This is a genomic window from Glutamicibacter sp. AOP12-B1-11 (genome assembly GCF_052379245.1).
Classification (GTDB): Bacteria; Actinomycetota; Actinomycetes; order Actinomycetales; family Micrococcaceae; genus Glutamicibacter.
The window spans coordinates 1-17,518 of sequence record NZ_JBQSYL010000019.1 but is presented as its reverse complement, the minus strand read 5'-3'; the positions used below and the strand labels follow the sequence as shown (position 1 = coordinate 17,518).

General features: G+C 59.7%; 14 protein-coding genes. 6 read left to right on the top strand and 8 right to left on the bottom strand.

Annotation, left to right across the window (positions count from 1 at the left end; all coding sequences use genetic code 11):
- Positions 1-33 precede the first annotated feature (33 nt).
- Complete coding sequence (locus ACT3UQ_RS12260; protein ID WP_444637189.1) at positions 34-621, bottom strand: TetR/AcrR family transcriptional regulator; 588 nt, start codon at positions 619-621, stop codon at positions 34-36.
- Between the two features lie 127 nt (positions 622-748).
- On the opposite strand from ACT3UQ_RS12260, the gene ACT3UQ_RS12255 reads away from it, so the two are divergent.
- The 5 genes from ACT3UQ_RS12255 (at position 749) to ACT3UQ_RS12235 (ending at position 6,771) form a co-directional block, all read left to right on the top strand.
- Positions 749-2,668: a primary-amine oxidase gene (locus ACT3UQ_RS12255; RefSeq protein ID WP_105553319.1), complete on the top strand. Its 1,920-nt coding sequence runs from the start codon at positions 749-751 to the stop codon at positions 2,666-2,668.
- A gap of 4 nt (positions 2,669-2,672) precedes the next feature.
- Positions 2,673-3,071, top strand: a complete 399-nt coding sequence (locus ACT3UQ_RS12250) for a hypothetical protein (RefSeq protein WP_105568673.1) — start codon at positions 2,673-2,675, stop codon at positions 3,069-3,071.
- A gap of 358 nt (positions 3,072-3,429) precedes the next feature.
- The gene (locus tag ACT3UQ_RS12245) at positions 3,430-4,875 is read left to right on the top strand and encodes an NAD(P)/FAD-dependent oxidoreductase (protein ID WP_105553321.1); all 1,446 of its coding nucleotides are present in this window, start codon (positions 3,430-3,432) and stop codon (positions 4,873-4,875) included.
- Positions 4,875-5,243 (top strand): cupin domain-containing protein, encoded by a 369-nt coding sequence (locus ACT3UQ_RS12240; protein WP_105553322.1) that lies wholly within the window; start codon positions 4,875-4,877, stop codon positions 5,241-5,243. The genes ACT3UQ_RS12245 and ACT3UQ_RS12240 overlap by 1 nt, the downstream gene beginning before the upstream one ends.
- Before the next feature lie 37 nt (positions 5,244-5,280).
- Complete coding sequence (locus ACT3UQ_RS12235) at positions 5,281-6,771, top strand: gamma-aminobutyraldehyde dehydrogenase (protein ID WP_444637187.1); 1,491 nt, start codon at positions 5,281-5,283, stop codon at positions 6,769-6,771.
- Here the strand turns inward: ACT3UQ_RS12235 and ACT3UQ_RS12230 are convergent.
- The 3 genes from ACT3UQ_RS12230 to ACT3UQ_RS12220 are packed head-to-tail and all read right to left on the bottom strand — an operon-like array spanning position 6,768 to position 10,289.
- Positions 6,768-7,886, bottom strand: a complete 1,119-nt coding sequence (locus ACT3UQ_RS12230; RefSeq protein ID WP_105553324.1) for a CDP-glycerol glycerophosphotransferase family protein — start codon at positions 7,884-7,886, stop codon at positions 6,768-6,770. The two genes, ACT3UQ_RS12235 and ACT3UQ_RS12230, sit on opposite strands and share 4 nt — an antisense overlap.
- Before the next feature lie 20 nt (positions 7,887-7,906).
- Complete coding sequence (locus ACT3UQ_RS12225) at positions 7,907-8,965, bottom strand: metal ABC transporter solute-binding protein, Zn/Mn family (protein ID WP_105553325.1); 1,059 nt, start codon at positions 8,963-8,965, stop codon at positions 7,907-7,909.
- A gap of 46 nt (positions 8,966-9,011) precedes the next feature.
- Entirely contained in the window at positions 9,012-10,289 is a 1,278-nt protein-coding gene (locus ACT3UQ_RS12220) for a YibE/F family protein (RefSeq protein ID WP_444637186.1), read from the bottom strand.
- Between the two features lie 156 nt (positions 10,290-10,445).
- On the opposite strand from ACT3UQ_RS12220, the gene ACT3UQ_RS12215 reads away from it, so the two are divergent.
- The gene (locus ACT3UQ_RS12215) at positions 10,446-11,603 is read left to right on the top strand and encodes a CPBP family intramembrane glutamic endopeptidase (protein WP_105553327.1); all 1,158 of its coding nucleotides are present in this window, start codon (positions 10,446-10,448) and stop codon (positions 11,601-11,603) included.
- Between the two features lie 71 nt (positions 11,604-11,674).
- On the opposite strand, the gene ACT3UQ_RS12210 is transcribed toward ACT3UQ_RS12215, so the two are convergent.
- The 4 genes from ACT3UQ_RS12210 to ACT3UQ_RS12195 form a co-directional block, all read right to left on the bottom strand.
- Complete coding sequence (locus ACT3UQ_RS12210; RefSeq protein WP_258133549.1) at positions 11,675-12,805, bottom strand: baeRF2 domain-containing protein; 1,131 nt, start codon at positions 12,803-12,805, stop codon at positions 11,675-11,677.
- Positions 12,806-12,947: 142 nt separating this feature from the next.
- Entirely contained in the window at positions 12,948-14,057 is a 1,110-nt protein-coding gene (locus tag ACT3UQ_RS12205) for an oxidoreductase (protein ID WP_444637184.1), read from the bottom strand.
- Between the two features lie 65 nt (positions 14,058-14,122).
- Complete coding sequence (mgtE, locus tag ACT3UQ_RS12200) at positions 14,123-15,487, bottom strand: magnesium transporter (RefSeq protein WP_444637182.1); 1,365 nt, start codon at positions 15,485-15,487, stop codon at positions 14,123-14,125.
- Between the two features lie 408 nt (positions 15,488-15,895).
- Positions 15,896-17,305 carry an L-serine ammonia-lyase gene (locus tag ACT3UQ_RS12195; RefSeq protein WP_105568667.1) on the bottom strand — a complete coding sequence of 470 codons (1,410 nt, stop codon included), beginning with the start codon at positions 17,303-17,305 and terminating at the stop codon, positions 15,896-15,898.
- Between the last annotated feature and the right edge of the window lie 213 nt (positions 17,306-17,518).

The window sequence follows — 17,518 nt, the reverse complement described above, 5'->3', positions numbered from 1 at the left end:
ACCTTTATTCTTCAGGCGGAGAATAAAGAATATTTATCGCGGCGGGGCCACGAGCGCACGCAGCTGGTATTCGAGCTGCTCAACCAGCGATTGAGCGGTATTCGTCCGGGCGTCGAGCACGCTCGCACCCTGCGCACCAAGCATGAAGTTGAGCAGCGAGTCACGTGCCACCATCGCACCCGGGTGCCCATCACCCAAGATATCGACCAGCCAGCCGTCCAGCATGGTGCGCCAGCGATCCATCGCCACCGCATTCACCTCAGCCAAATCCGGCTCGCCGAGTGCCAGATGCCAGAAATGCACGGCAACACGCCCCTCGTCCCGACGCTCCTCATCCAAGGGGAGCACCTCTAGCGCAAAGGCGCGAATCGCGTCTACGCCCTTGAGCGTCGCGGTCTTTTCGGCAATGCGTCGGCTGGTTGAGTCGGCAACGTAATTGAATGTCGCAACCAGAATCGCGTCACGGTTCGGAAAATAGGTTTTCAATCCACCGTTGGCATAGCCAGCCGCGGCGGACAGGTCGCGCAGGTTCAGCTTGTCGAAGCCTTGCCTGGCAATAAAGCGCCAGGTGACTTCGACAATCTCGCGGCGCCGCTGGTTGTGGTCAACAATTCTTGGCATGCACCCAGCCTAGCTAAGACAAGTTTTCTTCGGCGCGCTATTGCCACGAGTCGCCATTTTCCGTATTCTCTACAAGCAGAGAATAAAAAGTGGTTCGACTCACATCAATCCAAAGGATGCGTTTGTCATGCAAGATACAAAAACTAACTTCTCCCTGCTTTCTGCAGAAGAAATTGCCGCGGCCAAGAAGATCTTGGTGACCGCGGGGATTTACGGACAGAACACCCGCATTGCCTACATGGGACTTGAAGATCCAAACCCGCAGGCCCCTGGGCGCAGGGTCCGCGCCATGCTGATGGACCGGCTGGAGAATGAGCCGAAGGATGTAGTCCTTGACCTCTCCACTGGGAAGATTGAAACGCTCGTGGAGCTGGATCCAGGGGCCACCGGCCAGCTGCCGGTGCTCGTGGAAGAATTCGAAATGGTCGAAGCAATCTTGGCCAAGAGCGAGGAGTGGGCCGCGGCCCTAGCCAAAAGAAATCTGAAGCCCGAGCAGGTTCGGGTCGCGCCATTATCCGCCGGCGTCTTCGAGTACCCGCAGGAATCCGGACGCCGGATCCTGCGCGGCCTGGCCTTCCGCCAGGACTTTGCCGAAGATTCCGCCTGGGCCCACCCGGTGGATGGGCTCGTGGTCTACCTCGACACCATCGCCGGCACCGTGGACCAGCTCCTGGATTTTGGTATCGTTCCGGTGCCGGAAACACATGGAAACTACACGGATCCGGAACTCACCGGTCCGGTCCGCACCACCCAACGACCGATCGAAATCACGCAGCCCGAGGGCGCAAGCTTCACGGTAACCGAGGGAAACCACGTCGAGTGGGAGAAATGGTCGCTGGATATCGGCTTCGATATGCGCGAAGGCCTAGTGCTCTACAACATCGCCTTTGACGACCAGGAGCAGCGCCGCCGCATCCTGGATCGCGCTTCCATCGCCGAAATGGTGGTCCCCTACGGCGACCCTTCTCCGGTGCGCAGCTGGCAGAACTATTTTGATACCGGCGAATACCTGGTGGGCCGATTCGCCAACTCGCTGGAACTGGGTTGTGACTGCCTCGGCGAGATCCACTACATCTCCCCGGTGATCACCGACGCCAACGGCGAGGCCCAAACAATTACCAACGGAATTTGCATGCACGAGGAGGATGCCTCGATTCTCGCAAAGCACTCCGATGATTGGTCGGGGGTCAAGTACACCCGGCGCAACCGTCGCCTGGTGATCAGCTTCTTCACCACCGTGGGCAACTACGACTACGGCTTCTACTGGTACCTCTACCTGGACGGCACCATCGAGTTCGAGGCCAAGGCCACCGGCGTCGTCTTCACCTCCGCCATGCTCGATGAGCGCTTCGCCTCCGAAATGGCACCGGGACTAGGGGCACCATTCCACCAGCACATCTTCGGCGCCCGCCTCGATTTCGCCCTCGACGGCGGCCCCAGCCAGGTCATCGAGGAGGAAGCCGTCCGCCTGCCGATCAGCGCAGAGAACCCGCGCGGCAACGCCTTCAGCCGTTCGCACACCGTGCTGGCCACCGAGCAGCAAGCGGTCCGCGATGCGAATATGGCCGCGGGACGTTCATGGGTAGTGACCAATCCCGAGTCGAAGAATTACCTCGGCAAGCCGGTAGGCTACAAGCTCATGCCGCAGGGGCTGCCGACCTTGCTTGCCGCCGAGGGCTCCTCGGTGCAGAAGCGTGCCGAATTTGCCTCCAAGGCCCTTTGGGTTACCCAGCGCAATGCGGCACAGCGCTACCCCACCGGAGATTTCGTCAACCAGAACCCGGGAGTTGCCGGCATTGGTTCTTGGATAGAGGAAGATAAGAACATTGACGGCGAGGCGGTGAGCCTCTGGCACACCTTTGCGCTGACCCATTTCCCACGCACCGAAGACTGGCCAATCATGCCGGTGGACACCGTTGGATTCAAGATCCGCCCCGAAGGGTTCTTTGACCGTTCACCGGCACTAGACGTCCCGGAACCAGCCAAGCACGGTTGCTGCTCAACCGCATCGGACTCCGCCGGTGGATGCTGCTCCACGAACAGCTAATCCCGTGCCGGCGGCTCTCCGGGTCCTGGTGGCCGCGACCCTCATCATGTCAGCTACCCATCTGGTGCTGCTCATCGCGGCGCCGCATGACCTTGGCTGGTCCTTGGTGCTGCTCCTCATGACCGCATGGTGCATAAAATGCGCGCTGGCGGTGGCGAAAGGCGAGTCACCGCAGGCGCTGATGCTGATGAGCGCGTTGATGGGGCTGGCGCACATCATCATGGTGCTAGGACTCCCCGGAGGCGCCGCCCATCACTCATCAGGCGCCGCGCCTGAACATGTTGCCCACGCCGTGCCAATGCTCGTGGTGGGAGTCGCCGAGCTCCTGCTGATGTTCTTCGCGGCCGTGTTACTCAACCGTTCACGAAGTCGGACGCCAAAACCGCAATACGCGGCAAATTAATCGCTGAGGATCAGATCATGGATCTGGTCCTCAGCCGTTTCATGTCATCATTTCGCTGCACAGAGAATTGAATTTTCCCTTGACCTGCCCGAGAAACCGGGCTTAGATAAGTAATGAATGACGTTCACTGCGAGGCAAGCACTCCGAGAAGAGGGATATCCGTGGCCAGCCAATGGCTATCGAATCATGCCGCGCACCGCATTGCCGCAAAACGCGATCCTGCCCTTCGGCAATCGGCATCCGTCATGCCTGCAATCCCTGGGGACCAGATCCCCGCTGCCATCCTGTGCCCGCTCGTGGTTCCCCTGTCGTAGCCCAACACAGCAAACTTCACACTGATACGACTCGAGGACCAATAATGAGCACGAATTTGCCCCTTACCTTTGACCGGCACGAAGCAAATGCCGCGGCCGGGCACATCAAAGAATCCCTGTCCGGTGCCAAGCACACCTCATACTGGCTTGATAACGAGCACCGCCCCGATGCAACGCACGCTTTAGACGGTTCGATCGAGGCAGACCTGCTCGTTGTCGGCGGTGGATATACCGGTCTCTGGACGGCGCTTCAAGCTAAAGAACGAGACCCCCACCGGGATGTGGTCCTCATCGAAGGGCAACGCATCGGCTGGGCTGCTTCGGGGCGCAATGGCGGTTTCTGCGAAGCCTCACTAGTACACGGTGAGGCCAACGGCGAAAACCACTTGCCTCGGGAAAATGCTCTGCTCGGCAAGCTGGGAACTCAAAACCTCGATGAGTTCCAAGCCACCGTCGAGCGCTATGGCATGGATGTGGAGTTCACTCGTGCTGGCGTACTCGAAGTGGCCACCGAGCCGCATCAGGTCCCTTGGGTTGCCGAAGCGGCCGAGTCCGAAGGCACCGAATATCTCGATGGCCAACAAGTCAAGGAAGTCATCAACTCCCCGGATTTCCTCGCGGGCTCCTTGGATCGAACGTCCACGGCGCTGGTGCACCCAGCAAAACTCGCTTGGGAACTGGCCCGGGTCTGCCGGGAGCTGGGAGTGCGCATCTACGAGCACACCCACGCTGCCGAGCTGAAAGAGGACAATGGGCAAATACTCGTATTGACGGCAGCCGGGCGCATTCGGGCCCAGCGCGTGGCCTTAGCCACCAACGTCTTCCCCTCCTTGCTCAAACGTCACCGGGCAAGGGTCATCCCCGTCTACGATTACGCGTTGATGACCGAACCGCTGACCGAAGAGCAACACCGTTCGCTGGGTTGGAAAGAGCCAGTCGGGCTGGCCGATCTGAACAATAGATTCCACTACGCCAGACCGACCGTAGATGAAAATGGCAACTGCCGGATCCTCTACGGGGGCTACGATGCCATTTACCATTTCGGTGGCAAAGTCCGCTCGAGCTACGACACCAATAACTCCACATTCGAGAAGCTCGCAGCCCATTTTTTCGGAAACTTCCCGCAGCTGAAGGACGTGAAGTTCTCCCACGCCTGGGGCGGGGCAATCGATACCTGCTCACGCTTCTTCTCCTTCTTTGACCTGGCTCACGGCGGCAAGGTGGCCTACTGCGCAGGATTCACCGGACTCGGTGTCGGCGCCACAAGATTCGGTGCGAAGGTCATGTTGGATCTGCTCTCGGGCGAAAAGACCGAGCTCACCGAGCTGGAAATGGTTCGCACCAAGCCGATTCCCTTCCCTCCGGAACCCGCCGCGTATGTCGGGGTTAAGCTCATGACCAGTCAGCTGATCAGCGCCGATCGCAATGAGGGTAAACGGCCGGCCTTCCTCAAGGTCATGGACAAGATCGGCATGGGCTTCGATTCCTAATGGCAGATGAAAACAGACCGCTAGCCACCCTCGTTGACGCTGCCAGCATCCCGCTAGCGGCCGAACCAATTCCGCAGCATCTGGAACTAGACGCGGCCGGCACCCGCACCGCCGTGCACGAGGTCGGTGACCTGGCCGGGACGTCCATCGGGATCTGGGAGATGTCGATCGGCGCAATGCGCGACATCGAAGCGGACGAATACTTCGTGGTGCTTTCCGGGTCCGGAAATATCAAGATTGCGCAGAGCGCGGGTTTCGCCGCGCAAGAAATTGAGCTATTCCCCGGTGCCCTGGTGCGGCTGCACGCCCAGATGCATACCGAATGGCGCGTCACGAAAACTCTGCGCAAGATCTATCTGAGTCTCTAGCCCGCAAAGAATCCACAAATCCAAGGAACGATAGAACATGTCAGGTTTCAATTTTTCACAAGGACACCAATTCATCAACGGCTCCTGGCGCCACGGTACCGGTGAGCTACTTATTCGAATCAATCCGGCGACCGGAGAGCAACTCGAAGAAGTTGATACTGCGAGCGTGGCCGAGGTAGACGAAGCGGTCCAGGCGGCGGCGAAGGCCTTCGAGATCTGGTCGGCCCTCACCCCCGGGGAGCGGTCCGATCATCTGTTGGCGCTGGCCCGCGAGCTGCAATCCCACGCACAGGTACTGGCCGAAGTGGAGACCGCGCAGACCGGCAAGAGCATGCGCATGTCCACCGAGTTTGATGTGCCCGGTTCGATCGACAACGTGAACTTCTTTGCTGGAGCCGCACGCAACCTGCAGGGTCTGGCTTCCGGAGATTACGCGGGTAATACGACCTCGATGATTCGCCGGGAGCCCATCGGCGTGGTTGGCTCTATCTCGCCGTGGAACTACCCCTTGCAGATGGCCGCTTGGAAAGTGCTGCCGGCCATCGCCGCCGGAAACACCATCGTGCTCAAACCCAGCGAGCTAACTCCCGGAACAAGCCTGCTCTTCGCTCAGGCCGCCAAGGATGCGGGTCTGCCCGACGGCGTGATCAACGTTGTGGTTGGCAGCGGCGCAAGCGTCGGTGAGGCATTGGTCAGGCACAAGCAGGTTCGCATGACTTCCTTTACCGGTTCCACCCAAGTCGGCCAGAAGGTCATGACGATGGCGGCCGAGACCGGAAAGCGTGTGCATCTGGAGCTCGGTGGCAAGGCTCCATTTGTGGTCTTCGACGACGCGGACATCGAGGCGGCAGCCCATGGGGCGGTTGCCGGTTCAACGATCAATGCGGGGCAGGACTGCACCGCCGCCACGCGCGCCTATGTGCATTCGTCGGTATTCGAGAAATTCACCCGGCGGGTTGCCCAGCTGATGGACGCCATGGTGGTCGGTGACCCGCAGGATCCGAACACCGATATGGGAGCACTGATCAGCGCGGCCCATCTGCAGAAGGTCTCCTCGATGGTGCAGCGCGCGGTTGGCTCCGGTGCCAGCGTCCTGGCCGGTGGACGCCGGCTCGAAGGCCCGGGGAACTTCTATCGTCCTACGCTGCTTGTTGGGGCCAGCCAAGATTCCGAGATCGTACAGCACGAGGTCTTTGGCCCGGTGCTGGTGGCCTTGCCTTTCGAAACCGATGAGGAAGCGATCGAGCTAGCCAACGATACTCCGTACGGCCTGGCTGCCAGCGCTTGGACTAAGGACCTTAACCGGGCCATGCGTGCCAGTGCGCAGATTCAGGCCGGATGCGTGTGGATCAATGAACACATCATCATCGTCTCCGAGATGCCTCACGGCGGCTACAAGTCCTCCGGCATGGGCAAGGACATGAGCCAGTATTCATTTGATGAATACACCAACGTCAAGCATGTGTTGATCTCGCACGACACGGATACTCACCGCGAATGGCAGAATACCGTGTTTCTGCAGCGCTAGACGGAACCCAGCAACTGGCCCAACTTTTTCGTAGCGTCTCCCGGAGAGGTGGTGGCGAAGAAATACTGGGCCAGTTGCTTTTGTCGCCCAGATACGCCGGCCTTGGCCAGTTCGGCCACACGCTGCGCCAGCCCGTTTGCCGAGCCCAATAGCTGCTCCTGCGGTAGGCGATCACGCAATTGCGAGGGGCGTTTTCCGGTCAGGAACAGCGGAACGTTTAACGCCACCGCGTCGTAGGCCATCGCCGAGGTGTCGCAGATCGCGACGTCTGCCCAAACCAATGACTGTCCCGGGTCGGCCAGCGGATCAAGTTCCGCGGCAAATCGGGTGCGTAGCGCCGCGATTTCGCGTTTGGTCGCTGCAGAATTGTCACCGGTTTTGGGATGTGGACGGAATCGCACCTCGAAGCGGCGGTCGCCCTCGAACTGGGTCAGGATGCTTTCACCCAACCGCACCACCGAGGAATAATCCATCGCCTCCGAGTCGCCCTCCCACGTCGGCGCGTAGAGCACTCGAATTTTTGTCGACGGGCTTTCAGGAGTCAACGCGTCCAGTTGCGGTCGGCCTATCTGCACCAGGTGCTTGATATCGAAACGAGCTATTGACTCGGAAATACGTGCCACGGCGGCCGGGCCGGCAACGCAGGCATAGTCATAGGCCTTGAGCTGGTTTGAAACCATGGAGGCCTTTTCGCTCTCCCCGTGGTTCAGGTGAATATGCGCCGGTCCATTAAAACGGAGCATGGTGAAATTGCGCTGTGAATTATTCACGTAGCAAATGGTCCTGGTTCCCAACTCGGTAAGCTTTCGCTCGATCTGCTCAATGGACCGCGTGAAGTAGACCGGCAATTTGCTGACCTTGAGCACTTCGCGGGCAGTCAATGCATCCATGACCACTACGCCGGCAGATTGCCCCTGCGCCGCCAACCGTTCGAAGGTTTCCAGCCAAACCCCAAGTTGGTAGAACTGTCCGGGACCCTCGGCGAAAAAGAGGACATTCTCCGCCTTATCCAAGTCTTGCTTGGCCTCGGCAATCTGCGTTCGCACCGCACGTTCAGCGAAAATTGACCTTGCACGGCCTGCGACTTGATTGACTTGGGAGGTAATCAGAGACATGCCTCTAGTCTACGTTTTAACTACTCGCCAATCGCGGAAGCCAAGGAGCTAATATTTTTCTCCATCCATTCAAGGTAGCTGGAGTCGTCGGTGATGGTTTCGCGGAAGTCCACTACCGCCACCTTGCCGGATTCGGCGCTCGCACGAAGTGCCGTAGTTTCAGGCCCTTCGGTCTGCACGTTATAAGCCAGCACATCCAGTTCGCCTGCATCCAGTGTGTCGCTCAATGACTTGAGCGTCAGAGGCGCGATCCCTTCGCCGGCTTCGACGGCTTCGCTCAGTCCAGCGGGAGTCTTATTTTCCATTCCTGCATCCTCGAGCAGATGGAATGGCACCGGCTCGGTCATGGCGTAGCTGCGCTTGCCAAGCTTCGCGGATGCGAGCTGCTCCTGCAATCCACCGATCCCCTCCGCGAAGCTTGCAGCGTTGGCTTTGAAGGTCTCGGCGTTTTCTGGGTCGGATTCGCCAAGCTCGGTAGCCAAACTGGCTGCGAGGGCTTCCATTGAATCCAGGTCATACCAAATATGTTCGTTGTATTCCGCGTGATCATGTCCAGCATGGTCATCGGCTGCTTCTTCTGCATGCTCGTGCTCGGCATGCTCCTCGCCCTCATGCTCATGCTCGGCATGCTCCTCGCCCTCATGCTCGGCATGCGCTTCGCCTTCTTCGTGCTCTGCCGCTACCGGAGAGGAGTCCACAGCGTGGATCAGTTGCACCTGTTCGGCTTGCTCGGCAGGCAACGAGGAAACCAGCGAGTCCATGAATTGGTCATAGCCGCCGCCGTTGGCCAAGACGATCGAGGCCTTGGACACGGTGAGCTTGTCCCGGGCGGTTGGCTCGTAAGAGTGCGGATCCTGCGCCGTGGAGGTGATAATTTCGGTGACTTCTACATGCTCGCCGCCGACAGCCCGGGCAATCTGCCCGTACACATTCATCGTTGTGACAACCTCAACCTTGCCACCGGCAGCTGGCTCCTCGGTGCCCTGCGCCTCGGCGGTTGTATTTGCCGAGCATCCTGCCAGCAGTAAGCCGGTCAGTGGGATCGTCACCAATGAGGCCAGCATTCCACGGTTTTTCATCTATTAGTCTCCATTCACCCATCACGCTATTGAGAACTATTCTACATTAGTTTTGAGAACCATTCGCACTTAGCGCTGCTCGCCGTCCGAGCGGCACACTGCTTTTACCGTGTGCACCGCCGGTACCAGTCGCCTTCACGACAACCACGGCGATAGCCGTGGTGACCGGGATCGCGAGGACCAAGCCGATGGAGCCTATGAGGATTCGGATGACTTCCTCCGCCATCGAGCCCGAGCTCAGGGTGGTCCCGAAGCTTTGATCGCTCAATGCCGCGATGGCCAAGATCGTCAGTGCCGCACCGGCATAGGCGAAGGCAATCGTATACACGGTCGAGGCGATATGGTCGCGACCGATGCGCATGCCCTTGAAGAACAACTCCCTGGCCGAAGCATGCGGAGCGGTCTCCGCCAACTCCCAGACCGTTGCGGACTGGGTGATGGTGACGTCGTTCAACACACCCATGCCGCCCACCAGCAGGCCACAGATCAGCAGGCCGGGCAGGGATATTTGCGGCACCACGGTGGAGAGCGTCATCGCATGTTCATCATTGGCGCCGGTGAGCGCCGCGGCGTCGGTCAGCCACACCGCCAAACCGGCTGTCACCGCCAAGCCAAAGAGCGTTCCGAGCAGTGCGGTGGACGTTTTCGCGTTGAGCCCATGGGCGAAATACAACGCCACGAACATGATCGCGGTCGAACCCGTCAGCGCAATCAGCACGGGATTCCCGCCCTCCAACAACGCCGGCACCATGAAGATGATCATGAACGCGATGCCGCCAACGAGCCCAATGACCGCGCGAGCACCACGCCAGCCAGCTACCAGTACCACCACCAGGCCATAAGCCACCGCCAGCAGGGCCATCGGCAAGGTGCGCACGAAATCCACAAAGACATAGGGGCTGCCGCTGCCCGAGTCAACGCTTGACAGGTCCAAATATCGAATCTGGTCACCGGAACGCGCTTCGCGGGAATGCAGCGTCTCCGGCGGAATCTCCAGCTGAATTTCGGCGCCGCCACTATCTGGCATCAGGTAGGTGACGTTGCATTCCAGCGTCTTGCCTCCGACATCTTCAAGCCCGATGCTCGAGGGGCAGTCCTCAATCGCCGATCTGGTCACGGTGCCGACTTGCATGCTCGCGCCACCGGTTGTCTCCATTGCGCCATTCAGGGCAAAGCGATCATAGTTGCCCTGCGGCCAGAGCGCGATGACCATGATCAAAGCGAGCGCCCCGACGGGGGCGAGCAGGGCCCACAGAATGATTGAAGCGCGGCGCCTGCGGCTCGGGTCTTGCAAAATCGGCTGATCGTGATGGTGATGCCCCACGTGCGGTGTACTCCTCAAAGGAATTTTCAGAACTCGTCGCGCCCAAGTCTAGTCAGCCAACCTGTACACCCGGTAATGAACACCCCTAAAGGATGATCCAACAAATCCTCCGCAAGGTTCATACCTAAAGAACCTGTTCGGGGCGAAAATTGTATTATGAGCAAGCCAGAGATAAATGGGCCTACACCCAATGCAGCAAGCGCCGATGAACCTCGATACGAGTTCCATCGTCTGATGCGCCGGGATCCGAAATATGCGTGGTGGCGCCCGTTGGCATTGCTGGGAACGGCCACGGGTTTCTACCTGGTGGCAATTGTCATCTTGCTCATAGGCCTCATGATCGTGCTCTTCAGCTCGCTGGGGACGCGGCTTGACGAGCCGACCGATCCGGTGATGATGGCTTTCGACAGCATGAACATGGCCGACCCTGCGGTCTTCCTCTTCACCATGCTCTCGCTGATCGTATTGATCCCGGTAGCGTATTTCGCCTACCTGCTGCTCGGCCCCAAACCACTGGGGCTCTTGATCTCCGTGGCCGGCAGGATTCGCTGGAAATGGCTGGGCCTGTGCACCGGGATCGCGGTCGTGCTCTACGCAATTTATTTTGGGATTAGTTTAGGCATCGAGGCCGCCGGCCTCGTGGCTCCGACGAATGTCCCCGCAGAGAACCTCCCCGCGAATCCGCTCTTCTTCGCCTTGCTCGTGGTGCTGCTGGTGCCGTTCCAGGCAGCGGCGGAGGAAATCGTATTCCGCGGGATGCTCATGCAAACCATTGGCAGCTGGCTTAAACACCCGTTGTTCGCGATATTGCTTCCGGTGCCGCTATTCACCTTTGGCCACTTATACGATATTTACGGGCTGCTTGATGTGGCGTTCTTCGCCATAGCCGCAGGATTCCTCACCTGGCGCACCGGCGGCTTGGAAGCGGCCATCGCAATACACGTGATCAACAATGTGGGCTTGTTCCTGCTGGCCGCCGTCGGAGCGGTCGATATCAACGCCACGCAATCGTCGCTCTCTAGCCTGCTTACTTCGATAGGATTCACCGCGCTGGTGACCTACATCCTGCTTTGGGTGGCCAAGCGGCGGCATATCGAGAGAACGGCCGGGCCGGCACCGCAGCGCCGTGCCCCACAGCTGTTGCAGCCTTGGCCGGCGGCCTATCCTGCGGTTCCGCCGGCACCGGCGTATTGGGCTCCGCCCGCCCCGCAGAGCGGTTCGGCCTACCCTCCGGCGCAGCCACCGCTGGAAGGCTACCCCAATCCCAGCCAGCCGGACGCGAACCCCCACGACCATAACGCACCTAACCCGTAGCTAGGGTGGCGCTAAAAAGCTTCGCCGGTGAGCACGCATCATGCGCTCTCACCGGCGAAGCTTTCTCGGTTTTAGGACTTGGCCCAGCGCAGCAAGGCTGCGATGCCCACGCCATCGGGAAGAATCGAGTCGGGAACGTAACGGATTGTGGCATCCGTCAACGCCGTCGCTCGAAGCAGCACCTCTGGAGCCGGCCACTGCCCCATGACCAGGTCCGAATGATCATCGCCCTCTTCATGGGCCACCCAAGGTTCGGCGGATAGCGCCCGCAGGGTGTGTTCATCTTGATACTGTCCAACGAGCACCACTTCTGCCTGAGCGGATTGAAGCGCTGTCACCACCTCGGCGAGGCCTACGGCCAGTTGCGCGCGACCGTTGCCAGCCTGAGCCGACACCCGCTGCTCAAGCTCCGCTATCGCTTCGGCGTGCGTATCGGAGACTAACTGCGAAATGCGGTCATCAACCTGCTTGGTATCCGCGCCGCCGGTGCGCGTGTGCGCATCCAAGACCTCGACATACGGCTTGAGCGCCACCGGAAGCATCCCAGCGATGGCCTCTCGCGATTTCACGTCACCGGAAAGCACAATGAGCCTGATATAGGTGTCCTTGCACATTTCGGTGATCAGTTCCGCAACTTCCTCGGCGTTGCGTCGCGCCATCTCATCGGCCGCGGACTGATTCTTCGGCTGGTCATACTCGCCTGGCACCTTGCGTGCATGGTGGGTTTCTTCCGGTGAGCCCACGATCCCGCGGCTGCCCACTCGCTCCGGGGACGTGGTGTTGTACAGGTGCACCTCTCCGCCATCGCGCCCGACCTCGGCCACAAGATAGGAAAATGCCCCACCCCGCGCCCTGGCTAGGGCGGTGAAATTCGGAAATGGCCCCGCATCCACGGCGGCGGATTCGACCTTCAATCCGGGAATGAGTTCGTTGAGTACCACCGTCCCGTCATGGACTGCGATGAATCGAGCTACCGGTGCACGAAGCCCCTTCGCCGGTTCCAAAGCCCCGGTCACAGCTTCAATATCATTGGAGCTGGCCTGCTGGCTTTTCAGTAGTTTGGCCACTTCCCCCGGCAATCGGTCAGCTGCTTCGTGCGCCGCGGTGGTTCCCAATGATGCATCCACCAAAGCGGTGCACCACGAACCATTTTCCCGATAAAGCGAAGCGTCGATTCCATTAGAATCCGCGCGTAGTGCCATGCTGACTCCCTTCCGCACGCGACCCCTGGCCGCCGTGCGACTAGCTCCGTGTGACTAACCTAACACCGCGCGTCGATAGCTGGAAGAGCAAAGCGAAAAGATCGCATGGGCAAAGCCCAAATAGCCACCCGACCTAAGTTTTTTACCAGCGTCCACGCCAGTAATGCGAGGGGTGCGACTTACTGGCCCCCAAGACCTGCGCGGCGCGGTTTGGCCACTGCGGGTCGCCCAATGCCGCCCGTCCGATGCATACGCCGTCGGCCTGTCCGGTCACCAATATCTGCTCGGCCTGATGGGCTTCGGTAATTCCGCCCACGGCGGTCACAAAGGCGTCATCTGGCAGTGCCTGCTTAACCGCCTGGGCCAATGGGACTTGGTATCCGGGACCACTGGGGCCATGGAAGGCACCGATTCCGGCGCTGGAAAGGTCAAAGGCCCGCACTCCTGCCGCGTAGAGCTCCTCGGCCAATTTAATGGTGTCGGCGATGCGCCAGCCGGCTTCGACCCAATCGTCTCCAGAGAAGCGAATGCCCAGGGCCTTGTTCTCGGGCCAGCGGGCCGCGACCGCATGCACGATCTCGCGAAGGTAGCGTGTGCGGTTTTCCCAGCTTCCGCCATACTCATCGGTTCGCTTATTCGACAATGGCGAGAGGAACTGGTGAATCAAGTATCCATGGGCCGCATGGATTTGTATCATGTCAAAACCTGCAGCATCGGCACGCTCCGCCGCCGCGGCCCAGGCTTGGACGGAGTCGGCGATCTGCTCTTGAGTCATTCCGCTCGCTGGTTTCAGACCGTAAATTTCGCTCGGCGTGGAGGTGACGGTGTCCCACCCTCCCTCGGACGCGGCGAGGCTTCCGGTCTTCTGCTCTGCTTCGAGCTCCTGGAGCCAGCCATAGGTCGAGGCCTTCGCCCCGGCGTGGGCCAGCTGGATGGCCGTTGCGGCACCGTGCGCGTGCACGTATTCGTTGACGCGTGCCCATGATTGGACCTGCTCCTCGTTCCAGATTCCGGCGTCACGATCCGAGATCCGGCCTTCGGGTACCACCGCCGAAGCTTCGGTGACGATCAGCGAAAAACCGCCATGGGCCATCGAGCCGAGGTGAACTAGCTGCCAGTCCGTGGGCACGCCGTCTGTCTTGTCAACGGCGTATTGGCACATAGGTGGCAGCACGACCCGGTTGCGCAGCATCAGGCCCGCTCCGCTGCGCGTAGGGATGGTGACTGGGGTGAACAATTTACTTAGAGGCATATCTAGTGTGACGCTGTAGCCCGGGATATTATTCCAACAGGCAAGTTGCCATGAGCTGGGGCATGCTAGTTTGCGAGTACGGCAACTGCCACGCTGAAGTACACGATCAGCCCGGCGGCATCCACAAAAGTTGAGATGAATGGATTCGAGAAGACCGCAGGATCGACTTTCAGCCATTTGCCGATAATCGGCATGATGCCGCCGACTCCTGCCGCTATCGTGCACAGTGCCACCAGCGTGATCCCGATAATCAGCGCAATGGATCCGCCGAAGATGAATCCGGCCAGCGCAAATCCGAGGGTTCCCAGGCATAATCCGAGGATGAGCCCCACACAGAGCTCACGCAGCATGACCCGCCCGAGGTCCCCGACGCGAACATCGCCCATCGCAATTGCTCGGGTGACCGTGGTCGCCGCCTGGTTTCCGGTGTTGCCGCCGATGCCGACGATCAGTGGAATGAATAAGCTGAGCACCACCATCGACTCGAGGGTTTCTTCGAAACTCGAAAGCACCTGGACCGTGAGGCTTGCCCCGACGGCAAGCACCAGCAGCCATACAATGCGGCTTTTTACCAGAGAACCCACCGCGGTGCTCAGGTAGGGACGCCGCAGAGGTTCGGCACCGGAACCGCGCGCAGCGCGTTCCTCATCGGCTGCGGCGAGAATCGAGATCGCGTCGGTGGAGCTAAAGACTCCGACGACCCGCTGCTCGGAATCCACCACCGGGATCAGCAGTTCCTTGCTAAGCACCACTTGGCGAGCCGCCTCGGTTGCGGGCTGCTCGGCGTGCAGACCGGCGCCAACGGTGAGCAGCTCCGATACCCGCTGTTCTTCGTCGGCGGCCATCAGTGCGCGCAGTGAAACTACCCCGAGCAAGCGACGCGTTTCATCGGTCACTACCAGCGTGTAGATACTCTCTGCACTATCCAATTGGCCTCGTACCCGTTGCAGGCTTTCGGCAACGCTCAGCTCTGGGCGGGTCGTGACAAAGTAAGGATTCATCAGGTGCCCCACCACCCCAGCGCGATACCCGAGCAGGACGTTGACCGCCTCGCGCTGCTCCGGGGCTAGGCCTCGCAGCAGTTTCGCCGCAAGCTGCGCCGGTAGTTCATCGAGCAGCGCCACGCGATCATCGGTTGCCATCCCGGCAAAGGTTTCGCTGACCGCGTCCTGCTGCAAGCTGCCAATCAGTTCGGCCTGGATGGCAGGATCCAGGCGTTGGAAAACACCAAGGGCTTGATCCTTGGCGAGCAGCCGGTAGACGATTGCCATGTCTTTGGCCGGCAGCCGGTGCAGCTGCTGGAGGGTTTGCTGCAAGCTCAGCCCGCGCAGCAGGAAGGCAAGCTCGTTGAAATCCGGTGAGCCGAGATGCTCCTGGATCAGCGTTGAAATAGTAGAGAAGTCTACTTCTTTGGAAATGTGCAAGGTCATCAGCCCAAACGGTGTATTGGCGCATCATTCCAGAGGTGCGGGCGAATCACCGGCAGGCGTTCACCTAGCGAAATCTAGGTGAAAAGTCCATCAGTGATCGTTGGCGGGAATCATGCGTGGAGGAGGGATTTGAAGCGCGGCTCTCCAAAGCTCACTCACCGCTGCACAGGAATTGTCGTGTAGCTCAGCGGCTGAAATGCGGAGGTCGCGTGGACATAGATCGACTAGAACCGTCGTCCATGCAGCTCACCTCCTGGAATCCGTTCGGGTGTACGCCCGAGAACCTTCTCCTTAGTTCTATCATCATCTTGGGCAATAGTTGCCACGTAGGCGACAAGATCACATCCGTCAGATGAAAAAAGCGTGCGGCGGGCAAGAGCCCGCCGCACGCTTTTTCGGGGTGCTGAATTAGCATTCAACCACGTTGACGGCCAGGCCGCCCATTGCGGTTTCCTTGTACTTGTCGCTCATATCCTTGCCCGTCTCGCGCATGGTGATGATGACTTCGTCCAAGGTGACGTGGTGTTCGCCGTCGCCCATCAACGCCATCTTGGCCGCGTTCACCGCCTTGGAAGCGGCAATCGCGTTGCGTTCAATGCATGGAATCTGCACGAGGCCGCCGATCGGGTCGCAGGTGAGTCCAAGGTTATGTTCCATGGCAATCTCCGCGGCATTTTCAACCTGGGCTGGGGTACCGCCAAGAATTTCGGCTAGCCCACCGGCCGCCATCGACGAAGCCGAACCAACTTCGCCCTGGCAGCCGACCTCGGCACCGGAGATCGAGGCCTGTTCCTTGTACAGCACGCCAACGGCACCGGCGGTGAGCAGGAAGCGAACCACGGCGTCGTTCTTTTCCTCTTCGTTCCAGTACTTGGCCCCTGGTGCGTAGTGGGTTGCGTAGAACAGGACGGCAGGGATGATGCCCGCGGCACCGTTGGTTGGAGCCGTCACGACGCGACCGCCCGAAGCGTTTTCTTCATTGACGGCCAGCGCCACGAGGTTGATCCATTCCTGCCAGTAGACCGGATCGCGGTCCTTGTCTTCCTTGCGCAAGCGTTCGTGCCATTCTGGTGCGCGGCGGCGAACCTTCAATCCTCCGGGAAGCACGCCGGTGCGTTCGAGCGATGCGTCCTTGCACTGTTCCATCACCTCGTAGATGTGGACGAGGCCGGAACGGATTTCCTCCCGGGTACGGAAGGTCTCCTCATTGGCCATCATGATCTCGGCAATCGACTTGCCGGTATCCTGCGTATGTTCCATCAGTCGCGCAGCAGTAGTAAAGGGATACGGCTGCTGCTTGACCTTCTTTTCGATATTCTTCTCGATACGTTCTTCGGTGCCTTCGCGGACAATGAAACCGCCGCCGACGGAGAAGAACGTTTCGTTGAGCAGTTCTGCACCTGCTGCATCCAAGGCTATGAACTTCACGCCGTTGGTGTGCCGGGGCAGGACGGTCAATGGGTGCTGAATCATGTCACTGACCTTGTAATTCAGGTCCTTGCGCACCTCCAGCTGAGACCCGAGACGAAGAATACCGGTGGATTCCATCTGTGCCAGACGCTCATCTACCTGTGCCGGGAGAATGGCTTCAGGTTCGAAGCCCTCCAGCCCGAGCATAATTGCGGTGAAGGTCCCGTGCCCGCGTCCGGTCGCTGCAAGCGAACCGTACACGTCGATGCGCAGGGATTCGAGTGCCTCAATCTTCCCCTCGCGAATTACCTGGGCAATGAATGCGTGCGCCGCACGCATTGGTCCCACGGTGTGGCTGGAGGAAGGTCCGATACCAACCGAGAAAAGATCGAATACGCTAACCGCCATGACGGTTCACATCCTTAGAACTTAGGGCAATAGGTGATGCTCACACCTAATGTGTGTGGTGAGGCAGAGAATAGGATGATCCCCGTCCCCGGTGATGCACGATAGTGGCCTGTTTGGCATTCGCACAAGAGACGAAAGGCCCGGAACGCGATGTTTTTGCTTTCCGGGCCTTCCTTACTTAAAAGCTGCTACTCGGAAACCTTCGCGAGTTCC

Coding starts and splice junctions, on each gene's coding strand:
- ACT3UQ_RS12260 (WP_444637189.1), bottom strand. CDS start 621: ATGCCAAGAATTGTTGACCACAACCAGCGGCGCCGCGAGATTGTCGAA.
- ACT3UQ_RS12255 (WP_105553319.1), top strand. CDS start 749: ATGCAAGATACAAAAACTAACTTCTCCCTGCTTTCTGCAGAAGAAATT.
- ACT3UQ_RS12245 (WP_105553321.1), top strand. CDS start 3,430: ATGAGCACGAATTTGCCCCTTACCTTTGACCGGCACGAAGCAAATGCC.
- ACT3UQ_RS12240 (WP_105553322.1), top strand. CDS start 4,875: ATGGCAGATGAAAACAGACCGCTAGCCACCCTCGTTGACGCTGCCAGC.
- ACT3UQ_RS12235 (WP_444637187.1), top strand. CDS start 5,281: ATGTCAGGTTTCAATTTTTCACAAGGACACCAATTCATCAACGGCTCC.
- ACT3UQ_RS12230 (WP_105553324.1), bottom strand. CDS start 7,886: ATGTCTCTGATTACCTCCCAAGTCAATCAAGTCGCAGGCCGTGCAAGG.
- ACT3UQ_RS12225 (WP_105553325.1), bottom strand. CDS start 8,965: ATGAAAAACCGTGGAATGCTGGCCTCATTGGTGACGATCCCACTGACC.
- ACT3UQ_RS12215 (WP_105553327.1), top strand. CDS start 10,446: ATGAGCAAGCCAGAGATAAATGGGCCTACACCCAATGCAGCAAGCGCC.
- ACT3UQ_RS12210 (WP_258133549.1), bottom strand. CDS start 12,805: ATGGCACTACGCGCGGATTCTAATGGAATCGACGCTTCGCTTTATCGG.
- ACT3UQ_RS12205 (WP_444637184.1), bottom strand. CDS start 14,057: ATGCCTCTAAGTAAATTGTTCACCCCAGTCACCATCCCTACGCGCAGC.
- mgtE (WP_444637182.1), bottom strand. CDS start 15,487: ATGACCTTGCACATTTCCAAAGAAGTAGACTTCTCTACTATTTCAACG.
- ACT3UQ_RS12195 (WP_105568667.1), bottom strand. CDS start 17,305: ATGGCGGTTAGCGTATTCGATCTTTTCTCGGTTGGTATCGGACCTTCC.